Source organism: Kocuria rhizophila DC2201 (assembly GCF_000010285.1).
GTDB classification, from domain to species: domain Bacteria; phylum Actinomycetota; class Actinomycetes; order Actinomycetales; family Micrococcaceae; genus Kocuria; species Kocuria rhizophila_A.
Map to the genome: position 1 here is coordinate 2474579 of NC_010617.1, position 16449 is coordinate 2491027.

A 16449-nucleotide genomic window follows, 5' to 3' on the forward strand; every position below is an offset into this window, starting at 1 on the left:
AGAACCGATGCGAACGCCGCCGTGCCCGGTGCCTGGCCACCGCGTGCAGAAAGTGACGTAGATGGACAAGACCCACGACCGCCTGCCACGGCTGGCCAGCGCCCTGGTGTTCCTGGCCTCCCTGTGGTCCCTCGTCTCCATCCCGTTCCCCCGCGGTGAGGCCCTCTACCTGGTGGACGACGCGTTCACCGCGCTCGGCGTCCCGGCCGGGCCCAACCTGTTCCTCGCGCTGAGCCTGTTCATCGTGGGCGCCGCGCTGCGCCGCAGGCTGCGGATCGCGTGGTTCGTGTCCTTGGCCGTGCTGGCGGTGGAGATGCTCGTGTACGTGCTCACGGGCGTCGTGCTGGTCTCGGACTCGCTGGAGGGTGAGCTGGACGCCCTGGACTGGGTGCTGCTCAGCGTGGGCTGCGTGGTCACGCTCGCGTGGATCGTGGCGTTCGTCGTGCGCCGCCGCGACTTCCCCGCACGGATGCGCCACGGCGCCACCCGCCAGGCCCTGCTCACCCTCGTGGCGGGCCTGGCCCTGGTGATCGTCCTGGTCTCCACCGTCTCCTGGTTCATCCCCAGCCACCTGCACGGCATCGAGCACCTGTGGTTCTCCTTCCGCAGCGTCACGGGGCTGTCCCTGCCGCGCAGCATCTCCGACGGCTCGGCGGGACCGCACTGGCTCGCGACGCTGGGCGGCGTGCTGGGTGCCGCCGTGCTGTTCTACGCGGTGTGGAGCTTCACGCAGTCCGCGCAGCGCTCCGAGGTGATGGGCCCGGAGGACGAGCTGCACGTGCGCCGGCTGCTCGCCACGAACGGCAACCAGGACTCCCTGGGGTACTTCGCCACCCGTCGGGACAAGTCCGTGATCTTCTCCGCGGACGGGCGTGCCGCCGTGTCCTACCGCGTGATCGGCTCCGTGTGCCTGGCCTCCGGGGACCCCCTGGGCCACCCGGACGCGTGGCAGGACGCCATTGCCGCGTGGCAGCGCGAGGGCCGCGTGCACGCGTGGCGCATGGGCGTGCTCTCCGCCTCGGAGACCGGCGCCCGCGCGTACATCAAGGCCGGCCTGAAGGCCCGCCCGCTCGGGGACGAGGCCGTGCTCGACACCGAGTCCTTCACCCTGGAGGGCCGGGCCATGCGCCCGGTCAAGCGCGCGGTCGCCCGCGTGTGCGAGGCCGGTTGCACCGTCACCGCCGAGCGCCACAGCCAGCTGGACGCCGCCACGATGCAGCAGATCATCGACCTCTCCGAGCAGTGGCGCGGGGACGAGGCGGACCGCGGCTTCTCCATGGCCCTTAACCGCCTCGCGGACCGCACGGACGGGCGAAGCGTGGCGGTGCTCGTGCGGGACGCCTCCGGGCAGATCGTGGCCCTGCAGTCCTACGTGCCGTGGGGCACCCGCGGCCTGTCCCTGGACCTGATGCGCCGCTCGCCGCAGGCCCCCAACGGCGTCAACGAGGCCATGGTGGCCACCCTCGCCGAGGAGGGCGGGGATCTTGGCGTGCGGGAGATCTCCCTGAACTTCGCGATGTTCCGCTCCGTGTTCACCGGCGCGGACAAGGTGGGCGCGGGCATCGGCGTGCGCCTCGCGGACCGCGTGCTCACGTGGGGCAACCGCTTCTGGCAGCTCGAGTCGCTCTACGAGGCCAACGCCAAGTACCTGCCCCGCTGGGATGCGCGCTTCGTCTGCTACGACTCCACTGCCAACCTGCCCTACATCGGCATCGCCGCGGGCCGCGCCGAGGGCTTCCTCCCGGGCCGTCCGCCGCGCCCCGGTCACGACGGCGAGGCCCTGCTGGCCGGGCCCGACGGCGCTCCCACCCCCCTCGCGGACCTCGCCATCGCGCAGGACCGCGAGCTGCTCACCCCGCCCCGCCCGGTGCGCCACCTCACCGAGCAGCAGCGGGTCCGCCACGCCAAGCTGGATGTGCTGCGCGAGGCCGGGATGGAGCCCTACCCCGTGGGTGTGCCCTACACGATGTCCCTGGAACGGGCACGGCAGATCATCGAGGAGGGCGCGGAGGCCACTGTCGCCGAGCCCGTCTCGCTGGGAGGGCGCGTGCGCGAGCTGCGTGACTTCGGCGGCGTCGTCTTCGCCGTGATCGAGGAGCACGACGTGCGGCTGCAGGTGATCCTGGAGGACTCCGCCGTGAGCCCCGAGCTGCTGAGCCTGTGGCGGCGCGCGGTGGACGTGGGGGACCACATCTCCGCGACCGGCACGCTTGGCCGCAGCCGCCGCGGGGAGCCCTCCCTGCTGGCGACCTCCTGGGCCATGGCCTCCAAGTCCCTGCGCCCCGTGCCGAGCGACCACACCGGGTTCACCAACCCGGAGGCGCGCGTGCGCCAGCGCTACCTGGACCTGATCGTGAACAAGGACTCCGCACGGCTGCTGCGCGCCCGCTCGCGCGGCATCGCGGCCATGCGGCAGTCCTTCATGGAGCGCGGCTACATGGAGGTGGAGACCCCCATGCTGCAGGCCGTGCACGGCGGAGCAAGCGCCCGCCCGTTCCGCACCCACATCAACGCCTACAACGCGGACCTCTACCTGCGCATCGCCCCGGAGCTGTACCTCAAGCACCTGTGCGTGGGTGGCATGGACAAGATCTTCGAGCTCAACCGCAACTTCCGCAACGAGGGCGCGGACGCCACCCACAACCCCGAGTTCACCTCCGTGGAGGCGTACGCGGCGCACGGCGACTACAACACCATGCGGGTGCTCACCCGGGACCTCATCATCGAGGTGGCCACCGCGATCCACGGCGAGCCCGTGGCCGTGCGCCCGGACGGCAACGGCGGGGAGACCCGCATCCGGCTGGACCACGAGTGGCCCGTGATCCCCGTACACCAGGCGGTCTCCGAGGCCACCGGCACCCTGCTGACCTCGCACACCCCGCTGGAGGAGGTGCGGGCGGTGGCCTCAGCGCACAGCGTGCACTGGAGCGAGGAGATGACCGCCGGTGAAGTGGTCCTGGAGCTCTACGACGAGCTCGTGGAGGGCCAGACCACCCTGCCGGTGTTCTACACGGACTTCCCGCTGGAGACCTCCCCGCTGACGCGCACGCACCGCACGGACCCGAAGCTCTCGGAGCGCTGGGACCTGGTGGCGTTCGGCGCGGAGATCGGCACCGCGTACTCGGAGCTCGTGGACCCCGTGGACCAGCGCAACCGCCTGACGGAGCAGTCCTACAAGGCCGCCGCCGGCGATCCGGAGGCCATGGAGGTGGACGAGAACTTCCTCACCGCCCTGGAGTACGCCATGCCTCCCACGGGTGGCCTGGGCATCGGCGTGGACCGGATGATCATGATGCTCACGGGCACCAACATCCGCGCCACCCTGGCGTTCCCGTTCACCCGCCCCAACGAGCAGCGCTGAGGGTTTCCTCCTCACCGGAGACGGCTGCCGCCCACGGGTTCCTCCCGCGGGCGGCGGCCGAGGGCACCCGCCCGGTGCGCAGCAGCACCACCGCCAGCGCAGATCCCGCCGCCCCGGCGACCGTGAGGGGCACGGTGAGCAGCGTGACGATCTCCCACAGCGGCGGCACCGCGGCGCACACCACCGCCACGGCCACCGCGGCGGAAGACAGCGCCACCGGGCGGGATCCCCACGGGGCGGTCGACGCCGCCTCGACCCGACGCAGCGCAGCGGCCACCACGAGCACCACCGCCCAGCACAGCACCGCGAGGGGCAGCCGCAGCCACCACCACCCGGCCGATCCGGGGAGGGGGTCCGGGCCACCGGCCAGGAACCACACGGCCATGACCGCCACGACCAGCGGCAGGTGCCACAGGTAGATGGTCAGGGCCCGCGTGCCCACCACGGACGCGACCGCCTGCGCGGACCGCCACCGCATGAGCCTCCGCAGTGCCGGGGAGAGCACCTCCAGCAGGCACGCCTGCGCCACCCCGAGCAGCACCATGCACACCGTGGGCGGGTTGAGGTTGGTGAGCATGTCCGGCACGTAGGCCCCGGAGGCCACGCACAGCCCGAGCAGGGCGTAGCACCCGGCGGCGAGCGCCACGAGCACCACCCGGGACCGCGCGGCGAACCAGCCGTCCGCGCGGAAGAACCCGAGCTGCTGCACGAGCGGCCACACGAACACCATGTTGAGCAGCCCCCACCACTGCTGCCCGGTGGCCATCCGCAGCAGGTCCACGGCCACGGTGCCCGAGAGCAGGAACCAGCTCCACACCCACCCCGTGTTTTCATGCATACGCATGAACAAGGGCGTGAGCGCCTGGCAGATCAGGTAGGCCGCGAGGAACCACAGCGCCATCCCCATCCCGGACAGCGCGAAGCCCACGAGCTCGTACGGAGCGCCCGCCACGAGCGCGGCCCCCGCGCCGAGGGCCAGAGCTCCCCACAGCACCGCGGCCGGCTGCACGAGCCGCAGGGTGCGCTCGCGCACGTACTCTCCCGCGGCCACGCCCCGCGCACGACGACGCCGCCACGCCCCCGCCGCGGCCGCCCCACCCACCACGAAGAACAGGGGCATGATCTGGAAGACCCACGTGGCCCACCAGTACCAGGGCTGCAGCGTGGGCACGAGCACCGAGCGGATCTCCCCCAAGGCGGGATCCCTGGTGATGGTGACCATGAGGATGTGGATGCACACCACCGCGATCACGCACCCCACGCGGGCCGGAGGGGCTTGGGGCCGGCGTGGGCGGAGCGGCGGAGGGCGGGCCGGAGGGGCGCGGGGCCGGCGTGGGCGCAGCGGCGGAGCGCGGGCCGGAGGTGTCCGGGGCGTGCTGGGGCATGGATCACACTGTAGGGCGCTGCGAGGCCCGGTGGCCCTGCTTGCGCGACTGTGCAGTCCCGCCACCTCCACGTGTTTGCCTGCACCACCCCGTGCGCCGGACGGTTCGCACCCACCTCGGGCCCCACGGGTCGAGGTGGGGAAAACCCCACCCCGACCCGGTGGCCAGCACTCGCGCGCCGCGGGCCGGGGTGTCCGTAGCGTGGAGGCCATGAGCACACGAGCCACGAACTCCACCCCGCCGTGGGACGCGCCGCGGCACACAGCGCAGGACACCACGGAGCACCTCGAACCCACCGCGGAGGCCACCCGGCCCCTGCCCCCGAGCAGCCTGCTGCTGCCCGAGGAGCGGGAGCAAGACGCCCCGCGCGGGCAGGGCCGGGAGCACGGCCGGGACAACACCCCTGGCCACCCAGCGCCCACCGGCAGAACGCGGCCCTCCGGAACCGAGCAGCCCACCGAGGCGCTGCCGGCGCCGGGAACCCGTGCGGGCGGCGTCGTCACCCACGGCGGCGCGGTGAACACCGGCGGGGGCGTGCACCATGGCGTGGGCATGAACCGCGGCGGAGGCGTGAACGGCGGCACTCCGACCGGAGGCGCGCCGACCACCGAGGCCCCCGCCCCGCGGGAGTGGCGGATGTTCTCCCCCAGAACCCTGTTCTTCGGGACCCTGGATCTGGTGGTGGACTCGGTGCTGAACGCGGCGCTGATCACCCTGGTGTTCGGGCTGCTCGTGGCGGGCATCGCCACCCTGCCGTTCCTGGGCGCGGGCGTGCTCGTGCTCGCGGGCACGGTGTACGTGATGATGGCGGCGGTGTGGCTGGAGCGGCGTCGCTCGGCGTCCTCGTTCGGCCTGGACATCCGCGATCCCCAGCGGCGGCGCAGCCCGCGCAGGGACTGGGTGCGCTGGCCCCACCAGGTGTGGCTGGACCTCAGCGACGGCTCCCTGTGGCTCGGGCTGCTCCACCTGGTGCTCACGTGCGCGCTGGGCTGGCTCGCGCTGCTGCCGTTCGTCACGGTGGGCGCGGGCACCGCGCTCGCCCTCGCCCCGCTCTACGCTCCCGACGACTCCGTGGTGCGCCAGGCCCTGGCCGCCGTCGGGGACCTGCCCGAGTGGGCCGCCGTGGTGCTCGCCGTGGCCGCGGTGGTGCTGAGCGTGCTGCTCGGCCTGCTGGCCACGCTGGCCCACCGCGGGCTCTCCGCCGGGCTGCTGCGCCAGAGCGAGTCCATGCGGCTGCGCCGTGAGGCGCTGGAGGCCCGCCGCCGCGCCGAGCACGAGTCCGCCGCCAAGGAGTCAGCAGTCCGTGGCGCGGAGACCGAGCGCTCCCGCATCGAGCGGGACCTGCACGACGGCGTCCAGCCGCAGCTGGTCTCGGTGGCCATGAACCTCTCGATGGCCTCGTCCCGGATCGACACCGATCCCGCCGCCGCCAAGCAGCTCGTGGCGGAGGCCCACGGCACCACCAAGGCCGCGATCACGGAGCTGCGCCGCCTCGCCCGCGGCTTCCACCCCGCTGTGCTCGAGGACCGCGGGCTCGACGCCGCCCTGTCCGCCGTGGCCGCGCAGGCCCCGTTCCCCGTGGACGTCTCCGTGACGGTCCCCCGGCTGGAGCCGCGCACCGAGGCCGCCATCTACTTCGCGGTCTCCGAGAGCCTCACCAACGCCGTCAAGTACTCCGGCACCCGCTCTGCGGACGTGGCCGTGTCCCTGCAGAACGGCGCGGCCCCCGGCACGAGCGTGGTGGTGGCCGGTGTCCGCGACTTCGGCCGCGGCGGCGCCCGGGTGGTCCCCGGCGGCGGCCTGTCCGGGATCCAGGACCGCATCCGCTCCGCGGGCGGCCGGTTCTTCGTGGACTCCCCGGCCGGCGGCCCCACGGAGATCATCGTGGAGCTGCCCCTCACCGGCCCCACCGCGCCCCGCACCGCGCGGAGCACAGCCGGCACGGACCACGCCGCTCACCACGGGGGCGCGAGCGCACCGGGCACCTCCGGTGGGCCGGGGCAGGGAACGGGCGGGGCGGCGTCGTCGTACCCCGCGGCCGGAAACGCGTACCCCACAGCGGGAGAGGAGTACTGAGATGCGCATCGTGATCGCCGAGGACGCCGTGCTGCTGCGCGCCGGACTGGTGCGCCTGCTCACGGACGCCGGGCACCAGGTGGTGGCCGAGACGGACACCGCCGAGGGACTTGTGAAGGCCGTGGAGGAGCACCGCCCGGACTTCGCCCTGGTGGACGTGCGGCTGCCGCCCACGTTCAGCGACGAGGGCATCCGCGCCGCCGTGCTCATCCGCTCCGCCCACCCGGAGGTGGCCGTGCTGGTGCTGTCCCAGTACGTGGAGGAGCGCTACGCGTCCGAGCTGATCGCGTCCCGTCGCGAGGGCCTGGGCTACCTGCTCAAGGACCGTGTGGCGGACGTGGACCAGTTCCTCGAATCGGTGCAGACCGTGGGTTCCGGTGGCACCGTGCTGGACCCGGAGGTGCTCACCCAGATCCTGGTGCGCTCCCGGCGCCGCGAGGACATGGAGCTGCTGTCCCCGCGCGAACGCGAGGTGCTGGGCCTCATGGCGCAGGGGCTGTCCAACGCCTCGATCGCCGCGAACCTCTACCTCACCGAGTCGGCCGTGGAGAAGCACATCGGCTCGATCTTCGCCAAGTTGGGCGTCATCTGCGAGACCGGCAACCGCAGGGTCCTGGCCGTTCTCAAGTACCTCGGCTACTCGGACCACTCTCTCTAGGACACGTCATGAGCACACAGTTTCCCGATCCCTCATCCTCTTCCTCCTCGACGACGCCGCCCGCGGGCCTTCCCGGCGACGGCCGCCCTCCGCAGGACCTCCCGAACGCGGCGCCGCTCGGCGCGGGGCACCTCAGCGGGGCGTCCCACGAGCCCCACGACCGTCCCATGTCCCGCGGCGAGCGCCGCGCGTGGAACACCGCGACCGCCGTCCTCGGCGGGGTGGTTGCCCTCGGGCTGGTCCTGGGCGGCGCCGGGACGGCGGCGGCGCTGGCCCTGACGCAGGAGCGCGACGGTTCCTGGACCGCAGCCTCCGCCATCAAGAAGATCCGCGTGGACACCCGCACCGCCACGGTGAACGTCACCACGAGCCCCACCGTGGAGCACGTGGAGGTGCAGTGGCACGAAACTGGCTGGTGGCTGCCCGATCACCAGATCACCCCCACGGTCGAGAACGGCGTGCTGAGCCTGGACGCCGTGCCACAGGAGGAGTCCGCGTGGGCCACCGGTCCCCGGCAGATCTCGGTGGTCGTCCCGCAGGACGCCCCCGCAGCCTCCCTGGATATCTCCAGCACGAGCGGCGCAGTGAACGTGCAGGGTACCTACCAGGACGTCTCCGCCTTCTCCGAGATGGGCTCGGTCACGGCCACGGACGTCAAGGCCTCCGTGCTGGACGCCCGGGCGACCACCGGGCAGGTGGTGCTGGACGGGGTGCGTGTGAAGAACCGCCTTGACGCCCACGTGACATTGGGGATGGCGCTCGTCGAGGCCCAGGGCCCCGCCCCGCAGCGCACCTCCGTCACCGCGACCACCGGCGCGTACGGGGTGGACATGCCCGGCGCGGACTACTGGTACCCGCAGAGCAGCCAGCACGACGTCGCGGATCCCCACCATCCGCGCACGACCACCCCCGGTGGCTCCGAGTCCGCCGGGAATTCGTGGGGCAACGGTGACTCGTGGAGCTCGGACGAGGGCCTGCAGGCCGCCACCCAGGGCGGGGCGCCGAGCACCGAGTACGACGCGGATTCCAAGTGCGACGCCGCGCCCAAGGGCCGGCCCTGCCTGTTCCTGAAGGGGACGCCGGTGGACGTGCGGGACTCCGGAACCGTGAACTCGCGGAACGGCGACTGGCAGGAGCCCACGGAGAACTCCCCCGGTTCCCTGAGGTCGTCGGATTCCCCCCGTTCCTCGGGCTCCCCGACCCCGGCAGTGACCACCGCTCCGGCCCGGGAGCAGTAGATCTCCCGTCCGGGGCGTACGGGCCCGGACGGGCGCCCCGCGGCACCGCTGACCAGGCGGGCCGCGGGGCTTTTCCCTGTCCGCTTCCCGCCCCGCGCCACGCCCGTTCCCCGCCGGTCGTGCGGGCCCGCCCCCCGTTCATGGTGCGGGACCGCCCCCATCGGTCGCGCGGGCCCGCCCTGGGAGACGGAGGCGGCCGGGCGGCGTCGTCCTGCGGCGAGGCGCGGGCCGGCCCCACGAGGCGAAGGCGGGCGCGCGGCGTCGTCCCGCGGCCGGGCCCTGGCGGGAGGGGAAGCACCGGTGACCCCGGATGACGGGGCCGTGGCGCGCCCCGTAACTTGGTCGGGTGACCTCCACCGATCCCGCAGCCCTGGACCGGACGCGCATCCGCCGCGCCCGGCTCGCCGCGTCCCTGTTCTTCCTGACCAACGGCGCGATCTTCTCCAACCTGCTGCCGCGGCTGCCCGAGATCAAGGACATGTTCGAGCTCTCGAACGCCGCGTACGGACTCGCGTTGATCGCGTTCCCGATCGGCGGGGTGGTGGCCGGTCCGCTGCCTGCCCCCGTGCTGCGGCGCTTCGGGACGGCCCGCACCGCCGCAGTAGGCTCCGTGCTCCTGGCCGCGGCCGTGTTCGTGGCCGGGTCCGTTCCCGTGCTCGCGGTGTTCGGCGCGGGGCTGTTCATCGCCGGGGTGCTGGACGCCGTGGTGGACACCGCCCAGAACGCGCAGGGCCTGCGGGTCCAGCGTCTCGCGGGCACGTCCATGATCAACTCCATGCACGCACTGTGGAGCGTGGGTGCCGTGATCGGCGGGCTCATGGGCACCACGGCCGCGGCCCTGCACGTCCCCCTGGTGTGGCACTTCCTCACGAGCGCCGTCCTGTTCTCCGCGGTGGCCGTGGTGGCGCTGCGCTGGGCGGTCCCGGACGACCACGAGGCCCACGCCGCCGCCCAGGCCGAGAACGTCCCCGTGGACACCGCCGGCCTCCCCCGCCTGCCCAAAAGCACGGGCGCCGCCCTGCTCGCCCTGCTGCCCATCGCCGTGGTCGCGATGTCCGGGGTGCTCGTGGAGGACGTGGGCTCCAACTGGTCCGCCGTGTACCTGCGGGACGCGCTCACCGCGCCGGTGGCCATGGTGGGGCTGGGCTACGTGAGCCTCGTGGGCGCCCAGTTCGTGGGTCGCATCCTGGGGGACAGGCTCATCGACGCGCTCGGTGCCGTGCGGGTCACCCGCATCGGCGGGGTGCTGATCTTCGTGGGCCTGGGCGCCGTGGCGCTCGCCCCCGCCCCCTGGCTCGCCCTGGTGGGATTCGCCCTGGCCGGGTTCGGCTGCGCCACCATGGTCCCCACCGCCTACGCCGCCGCGGACCACGCGCCGGGCCTGAAGCCGGGCACGGGGCTCACGCTCGTGAGCTGGTGCATGCGCATCGTCTTCGTGGCCTCCCCGCCGCTCGTGGGCCTGCTCGCGGACGCCGTGGGACTGCGAACCGCGCTGCTCGTCTTCCCGCTCATGGGCGTGCTGGCGTTCTGCTTCGCCGGTGCCCTGCGCGTGCGCGCCCGCTCCTGAGCCGAGCGTGTCCGTGCTCGGGGCCATACTGGGGTCATGACTTCACCGTTCGGTCAGACCCGTTCCGAGCAGGGCCCGTCCCTACTCCGCTCCGGCTACCTCTTTGCCTCCCGCGCACGACGCCGCGCGGGCCTCTCCTCCGACTCGGGGTGCCCCGTCCGCATGCCTCTGCTGGGCAAGCAGACCGTCCTGGTCCGCGGCGAGGAGGGCGTCAAGCTCTTCTACGACACCTCCCGCGTGCGGCGCGACGGCGCCATGCCCGGAGTCGTGCAGGGGCCGCTCTTCGGTGCGGGCGCCGTGCACGGGCTGGACGGCGAGGCCCACCGGGTGCGCAAGAACCAACTCGCGGACATGGCCTACGAGGACGAGCGCGTGGCGGCCTACAAGCCCTTCGTGGCGGAGGAGCTCGAGAACCTCGTCGCGCGGTGGAAGGACGGCGATAACGTCTACGACAGCACCGCCATCGCCTTCGGCCGCGCGTCCTTCCGGTGGGCCGGTCTGCAGTGGGGCGTGCCGGAGATGGACCGCTGGGCCCGCCGCATGAGCCGCCTGCTGGACACCTTCGGGCGCCCCGCCACGCACCTGGTGTCCCGGCTGGACCGGATCGCCCTGGACCGCCGCTTCGCCGCGCTCATCAAGGACGTGCGCGCGGGCAAGGTCAACGCACCCGAGGACTCCGTGCTCGCGCACATGGCCGCCCTGGTGGACGAGCACGGCGAGCTGGTGGACGCGAAGACCGCGGGCATCGAGCTGCAGAACCTCACCCGCCCGAACGTGGCCGTGGCCCGCTTCGCCGCGTTCGCGGCCACCGCCCTGGTGGAGCACCCTGAGTGGGTCGAGCGCATCCGCGCCGCCTCCGAGCAGCGCGGCGGCACCCTGCTGGACGTCCCCGAGGCCGTGGCCTTCGCGCAGGAGGTCCGCCGCGTCTACCCGTTCGTGCCCATGCTCCCCGCGGAGGTCACACAGGACACCGAGATCCAGGGCTGCCCCGTGCACAAGGGGGAGCGCGTGGTCCTGGACATCCTGGGCACCAACACGGATCCGACGTCCTGGGACCGCGCGGCCACGTTCGACCCCGAGCGCTTCCTGGGGGTCGAGGACGCCGAGGCGATCACCACGTTCATCCCCCAGGGCGGCGCTGAGGTCCGCACGGGCCACCGCTGCCCCGGCGAGAAGATCGCGGTCACGTCCCTCTCCGCCGCCGTGGTGGCGCTGTGCCGGCCGGAGGTCCAGCTGCCGGGCGACCAGGACGACCTCACGTTCTCGTGGACCCACATGCTGACCCGCCCGGTCACCGGGGTGCGGGTCCGCACCACCCGCTGAGCGCGGTGGCGCCGGGCCCACACGGTCCCGGCGCCGCCCCAGCACGCACGGCCCCGGACGACGCCGCCGGGCGGCTCGCGCGGGTCTTTCACGAGGGTGCCCCACGCGGCGTGGAAGCCCCACGTGGGGGTCTTGCGTTGGAGTCTCGCGGCGGCGTCGTGGCCCGGGACCAGGGGCCGGGCCGCCTCAGATCAGGCCGCGCAGGATGCCCTTCCAGTAGAGGGCGGGCTGGAGCCAGCGGTCGAAGAGGAACGTCCACGGGCGGGGGTTGGCGAGGTCCCGCACGCCGAACGAGGGTTCCGGGCGCAGCTGCCGGTCCACCTCCGCGAGCAGCAGCGTGCGCCGGGACAGGGCGATGGGCGCCACGGTGTAGCCGTCGTAGCGCTGGAACTGCGCCGAACTCGCAACGAAGATGTTGTGCACGAGCACCGGGCTCTGGCTGCGGATGGCCCCGCCGGAGGACATCACGCCCAGCCCGGCGGCGTCCCCGAGGGACCACACGTGCGGGAAGCGGACGTGCCGCAGCGTCTCGGGGTCCACGGCCACCCGGCCCGCCCCGCCGTCGTCCGCGAGCCCGCTGTCCACGATCCACGCCGGAGCGCGGTGCGGGGGAACCACGTGCAGGGCGTCGTACTCCACTGTTTCCGGCGCCCCGTTGCGGGTGATGCGCAGAGCCCTGGCCTCCGGGTCCACGGACTCGATGCGAGCGTCCAGGACGGCCTCCACGCCGTAGCGCCGCAGGGCGTCCGCGATGTGCCCGGCCACCCGGGGCTCTGGGAACAGCTCGGGCGCCTCCACGACCACCCGCACGCGGAGGTCCTCCAGCACCCCGGTGCGGCGCCAGTGGTCGCACGCCATGAACAAGGGCTTGTAGCCCACACCGCCGCAGCCGACGTCCTCGAAACGGATGGTGAACACCGCGGTTCCGCCCCGCAGCCCAGACATCAGGTCCCAGGTCTTGGGCGCGAGCTGCGTGATGTAGTTGGAGGCAGCGTGCGGGCCGTTAAGGGCTTCGGTCAGCCCGGACACGCGGTCGAGGTCCGGGGCGATGCCGGGGGCCACCACGAGGTCGCCGTAGTCCAGCTCGGTGCCGTCGTCGAGCGCCACCGTGCGGGCCTGCGGATCCACCCGCGTGACACGGGCACGGAGCCACCGGGCTCCGGAGGGCATGTACCGCCGCTGGGCCTTGCACACGCTGCTCAGACCGGCCATGCCCGACCCCACGTAGGAGAGCAGAGGGCTGTAGGTGTGGGTGGGGCTCGGCTCCACCACAGTCACCTGGACCGAGTCCCGGGATGTCTGCCGCAGGAGGCGCGCCGCGCAGCTCAGGCCCGCGTTGCCACCCCCGATGATCACGATGCGTCGCACGTGTGCCCACTTCCCTGGTGCCGGTCCGGTGCTGGTGCCTCTTGCGGGCAGGCTAGCACCGCACGAACGGGCACCGCGTGGGGAGTGGGAAGTCCAAGGGTCAGTTCTGCGGTGCGGCCGGGCCCGGTGCCGCGGGGCCCGGCACCGCGGGGGCAGGCTGGCCCGCTCCCGGTGCGGCGGCGTTCTTATCCTTGTAGAGCGGCGCGTTCTTCACCAGGTCCTGGAGCTTGGTGAGCTCCGCCGTGGCCGCGGAAGTGAGCTTCGAGGGTGCGGGCTTGGCGGAAGCTTTCTCAACCGCCTGCTGAGTGATCCGCAGTTGCTTCGCGTACGCCGGGTTCACCGCGGCCAGGTTGCGGACAGTGAGCTGCTGGGTCAGCGCCTTGAGCTCCACGTTCAGGGGGGTCAGCGGCCCGAACTGCTCCGCCGGGGTCAGCTTCAGCTGCGTGGCCAGCAGGTTCTGGGTGCGCTGCTGGAACTGTTCCAGGGTGGTGAGCTGCTCAATGGGCGCCGTGTAGGGGTTGACCGGGGAAGGTGCGGGCGTGGTGGGGGGCGGGCTCGGTTGCGGCGGCGTGGACGTGGTGGGCTTGGGCGTCGGTGTCATGGTTCGCGAGGGAGTGGGCGTCGGGTCGGTGGTGCCCGAGTTTCCGGGCGTCCCGGTGCCCTTCGGTGGAATCTTCGACGAGGTGGCAGAGGGAGCCGGCGCGGGGGCCGTGGTTTTGCCGCTTCCTGGCTTGGTCTTCCCGCCATCGCGCTGCGGGGGCGCGGACGGGCCCTGCGTCTTCTGCTTCTTGCCGAAGGAGTCGGAGGCCTTCGGAGCGGATTCACCGGAGGCCTTACCGTTGCCGGAGGCCGAGGTGTCCTTGGCCGGTGCCGTCTTCTGATCCAGCGCCCGGATCTCGTCCTGGCCCTTCGCGGGCGCCTTGGGGCCGGTGCCCGCGTCCGTTCCGGGCTTGGCGTTCGGGTTGGTGGGGGCCTGCGACACCCCGGTCTGGTCCGCGGTGGAGTACGCGGGGCGTGAGGCGCGGATGATGTCCTTGCCGGTCTTCCAGTCGAAGGACTGCGCGTCCACGACCTCGCCGCCCACCCAGGTCTCGAAGTGCAGGTGCGGTCCCGTCACGCGAGTGCCGGTGTGGCCAACTTCACCCAGCTGCTCGGAGGCCGTGAGCGTGTCCCCTTCGCGCACCATGATCCTGCTCAGGTGGTTGTACGTGGTCTTCATGCCGTTGGCGTGGGAGACCTCCACACGGTTGCCGCCCCACACGTCCCAGAACACGGCGGTCACGGTGCCGTCGAGGGCCGCGACCACCGGGGTGCCCTCGGGGGCGGAGATGTCCGTGCCGTTGTGCAGCTCGTGCTGACCGGTGTCCGGGGCGGTGCGCCACCCGAACTCGCCGCCCTTGAGCACGATCACGGGCTGCGCGGGGGCGATCAGCGTGTTGACGGGCAACTTGCCGTCGAACACGGGCGGCGCGTGCTCCGCTGTGGTCACCGGGGGCACCGTGGCCCTGCGCGGGCCTCCGCGCCCGTTGCCGCCGTGGCCGCCGCCCGCGGAGAGCGCGGTGCTGCTGAGGGCCACCAGGGAGGCGTCCCGGGCGGAGTCGATGGCGGCGCGGTCCGGCCGCGAGGCGAACAGGGAGAGCTCGGCCGGCCGCGCGGCGGCGTCGTCCTGTGCGCGGGCCGGGGCGCCGGCGCGCTGGGGGCCGTTCGCGTCGTGTGCCATGGCCGGCTGCCAGGGAGCCACCTCGGTGCCGTTGCTCAATGCGACGCCGCCGGCCACCAGGAGGGAGAACGAGGTGAACGCCACCAGCGCCATGGACGGACCCCTGGTGGCGGATGAGCGTGCGCGTGAACGAGCCATGGGTGCGATCGTTCCTCCCGTGATGGACCTCGGCGCCGTGAGCCCGTGAGCCGGTGGTCACTAGGGCGAGTCTAGGCGAACCCCCACTATTCATGAAGGTTCATGGACGTGGATGTGCGCAGATGACGGGGTCAGTACCGCCCGGACCAGTCGGAGACCAGCCCGCGGACGTACGCGGCCTGGCCCACGTGCTGGGTGGCGTCGTCGATGGTGGACACGATGCGCATGCCGCGCGTGACGGGCGGGTCCCAGGACTCGTCCACCACCTCGTCCAGAGCGGCGTCGTCGAGCGAGCCGACGTACTGTACGGTGGCGCAGCACACGGCGCGCAGGTAGCCCACCAGCAACCCCGGGTCCTCCACGCGCACGCCCGCCACCTGCTCGGGGCCGTCCCCGAAGCCGAAGTCCCCCACGGCCCGGTCCAGGCCGAAGGAGTCGCTCCACCCCTCGGCGGTCCAGATCTGCTCCGCCCCGCACAGCTGCGCGATCTGCGCGTCCTGCTGCCGGGCCGCGTGCCACAGCAACCAGGACATGGAGTTGTGCGTGCCGTCCGGCATGCGGTTGAGCACCTCCGCGGAGACGCCCTCCACGGCGGCCTCCGCCGCCTCCACGGGACGCCGCGCCGCGTCCGCCACCAGTTCCCGAGCACCCATGTTCCACCTGATTCCGCATCGGTTCCGTGTGATCCATCTCCCACTGTACGACCGCGGTGCGGAACGCGGGAGGGGTGGGCGCGGCCCGTGCAGGGCGGGTTCCGGGCACGACGCCGCCCGCTCACCGTCAGGCGCGCTCCAGCACCAGCCGCACGAACTCCGTGACCGCCAGTGAGCCCTCCCCCGCGCGCCACGCCAGGTGGACCGGCACGTGCCCCAGACCCTCCCCGGGGCGCACCACGAGCTCCGGGTGGTTGTCGTAGCGCATGGTGGACGCGGGCGTGACGCCGAACCGGCGCGGGTCCGCGGCGATCGCCACGATCCACTCGTCCACGCCGCTCACGGTGAGGATCTCCCCGGGGCCCGTGTCCTCGAGCCACGGTGCCGTGGTGGTCCCGCCCTGGGCGTTCACCACCGCGTGCAGGCCGGCGAGGTCACCCGCCGCCACGCGGGGCACCCGGTTCAGCACGCTGTCGCGCGAGAACACCACGGCGCGCTCCTCGCGGTGCAGAACCCTGTTCTGCACACCCTCGGCCTGCATCGGGCCGCGCACCACGGCGACGTCCGCAGCGCCCCGGGCCACCGCGGCGTCGGGCGCGGTGAGCTGCGTGAGGTGACACGCGCCGTTGCTGTGCTCCAGCGGTGCGGTGGCCGCGGCCCTGGGGCTGGGGTACCTGGACGCGGAGCCGCTCCGGCTGCTCCGGGCGCTCGTCACGGCCGGAATCGCGTGGGTGCTGTGCTGGCTGCTGCACTCCGCCCTGCCCCGCACACGGCGCGAGTGGGTGGCGGTTCTCGGCACCGGGCTGCCCGTGCTGTGGATGGGCGCCGTGATCGGTGTGGTGGCCACCGGGCTGCTCTACTGGCTCGTACAGCGGGTGGACGTGGTCACCGTGACCAGCGTGCAGTTCCTGGTCCCGGCAGTGACGGCCGTGCTGGACCGGATCGTGCGCGGCCAGTCCCTG

General features: G+C 73.0%; 11 protein-coding genes and 1 pseudogene. 7 read left to right on the forward strand and 5 right to left on the reverse strand.

Annotated features, from left to right (window positions below):
* Window positions 1-61: 61 nt before the first annotated feature.
* Window positions 62-3361: a bifunctional lysylphosphatidylglycerol synthetase/lysine--tRNA ligase LysX gene (gene lysX, locus KRH_RS10650; protein ID WP_012399219.1), complete on the forward strand. Its 3300-nt coding sequence runs from the start codon at window positions 62-64 to the stop codon at window positions 3359-3361.
* Here lysX and KRH_RS10655 read toward each other — a convergent pair.
* The gene (locus KRH_RS10655) at window positions 3336-4613 is read right to left on the reverse strand and encodes an acyltransferase family protein (protein ID WP_231844719.1); all 1278 of its coding nucleotides are present in this window, start codon (window positions 4611-4613) and stop codon (window positions 3336-3338) included. The two genes, lysX and KRH_RS10655, sit on opposite strands and share 26 nt — an antisense overlap.
* Before the next feature lie 343 nt (window positions 4614-4956).
* On the opposite strand from KRH_RS10655, the gene KRH_RS10660 reads away from it, so the two are divergent.
* The 5 genes from KRH_RS10660 (at window position 4957) to KRH_RS10680 (ending at window position 11608) form a co-directional block, all read left to right on the forward strand.
* Window positions 4957-6822, forward strand: coding sequence for a sensor histidine kinase (locus KRH_RS10660; RefSeq protein WP_070105255.1), 1866 nt, complete (start codon window positions 4957-4959; stop codon window positions 6820-6822).
* A 1-nt stretch (window position 6823) separates the two neighbouring features.
* Window positions 6824-7480: a response regulator transcription factor gene (locus tag KRH_RS10665; protein ID WP_012399222.1), complete on the forward strand. Its 657-nt coding sequence runs from the start codon at window positions 6824-6826 to the stop codon at window positions 7478-7480.
* An 8-nt stretch (window positions 7481-7488) separates the two neighbouring features.
* Window positions 7489-8718: a DUF4097 family beta strand repeat-containing protein gene (locus tag KRH_RS10670; protein WP_012399223.1), complete on the forward strand. Its 1230-nt coding sequence runs from the start codon at window positions 7489-7491 to the stop codon at window positions 8716-8718.
* A gap of 346 nt (window positions 8719-9064) precedes the next feature.
* A complete protein-coding gene (locus KRH_RS10675) occupies window positions 9065-10285 on the forward strand; it encodes an MFS transporter (protein ID WP_012399224.1) in 1221 nt (406 codons plus the stop codon).
* 36 nt (window positions 10286-10321) lie between these two features.
* On the forward strand, window positions 10322-11608 hold the full coding sequence (locus KRH_RS10680) for a cytochrome P450 (RefSeq protein ID WP_012399225.1): 1287 nt from the start codon (window positions 10322-10324) through the stop codon (window positions 11606-11608).
* A gap of 186 nt (window positions 11609-11794) precedes the next feature.
* On the opposite strand, the gene KRH_RS10685 is transcribed toward KRH_RS10680, so the two are convergent.
* The 4 genes from KRH_RS10685 to KRH_RS11835 all read right to left on the reverse strand — a co-directional run bounded on the left by KRH_RS10685 (window position 11795) and on the right by KRH_RS11835 (window position 16202).
* Window positions 11795-12976 (reverse strand): NAD(P)/FAD-dependent oxidoreductase, encoded by a 1182-nt coding sequence (locus tag KRH_RS10685; protein ID WP_012399226.1) that lies wholly within the window; start codon window positions 12974-12976, stop codon window positions 11795-11797.
* A gap of 100 nt (window positions 12977-13076) precedes the next feature.
* Window positions 13077-14789 carry a M23 family metallopeptidase gene (locus KRH_RS10690; RefSeq protein ID WP_041297430.1) on the reverse strand — a complete coding sequence of 571 codons (1713 nt, stop codon included), beginning with the start codon at window positions 14787-14789 and terminating at the stop codon, window positions 13077-13079.
* Between the two features lie 176 nt (window positions 14790-14965).
* The gene (locus tag KRH_RS10695; protein ID WP_012399228.1) at window positions 14966-15487 is read right to left on the reverse strand and encodes a mycothiol transferase; all 522 of its coding nucleotides are present in this window, start codon (window positions 15485-15487) and stop codon (window positions 14966-14968) included.
* Window positions 15488-15614: 127 nt separating this feature from the next.
* Window positions 15615-16202, reverse strand: coding sequence for a LysR family transcriptional regulator substrate-binding protein (locus KRH_RS11835; RefSeq protein WP_012399229.1), 588 nt, complete (start codon window positions 16200-16202; stop codon window positions 15615-15617).
* On the opposite strand from KRH_RS11835, the pseudogene KRH_RS12910 reads away from it, so the two are divergent.
* Window positions 16135-16443 (forward strand): annotated as a pseudogene (locus tag KRH_RS12910) (hypothetical protein); the annotation flags it as partial. The gene KRH_RS11835 and the pseudogene KRH_RS12910 sit on opposite strands and share 68 nt — an antisense overlap.
* Window positions 16444-16449 lie beyond the last annotated feature (6 nt).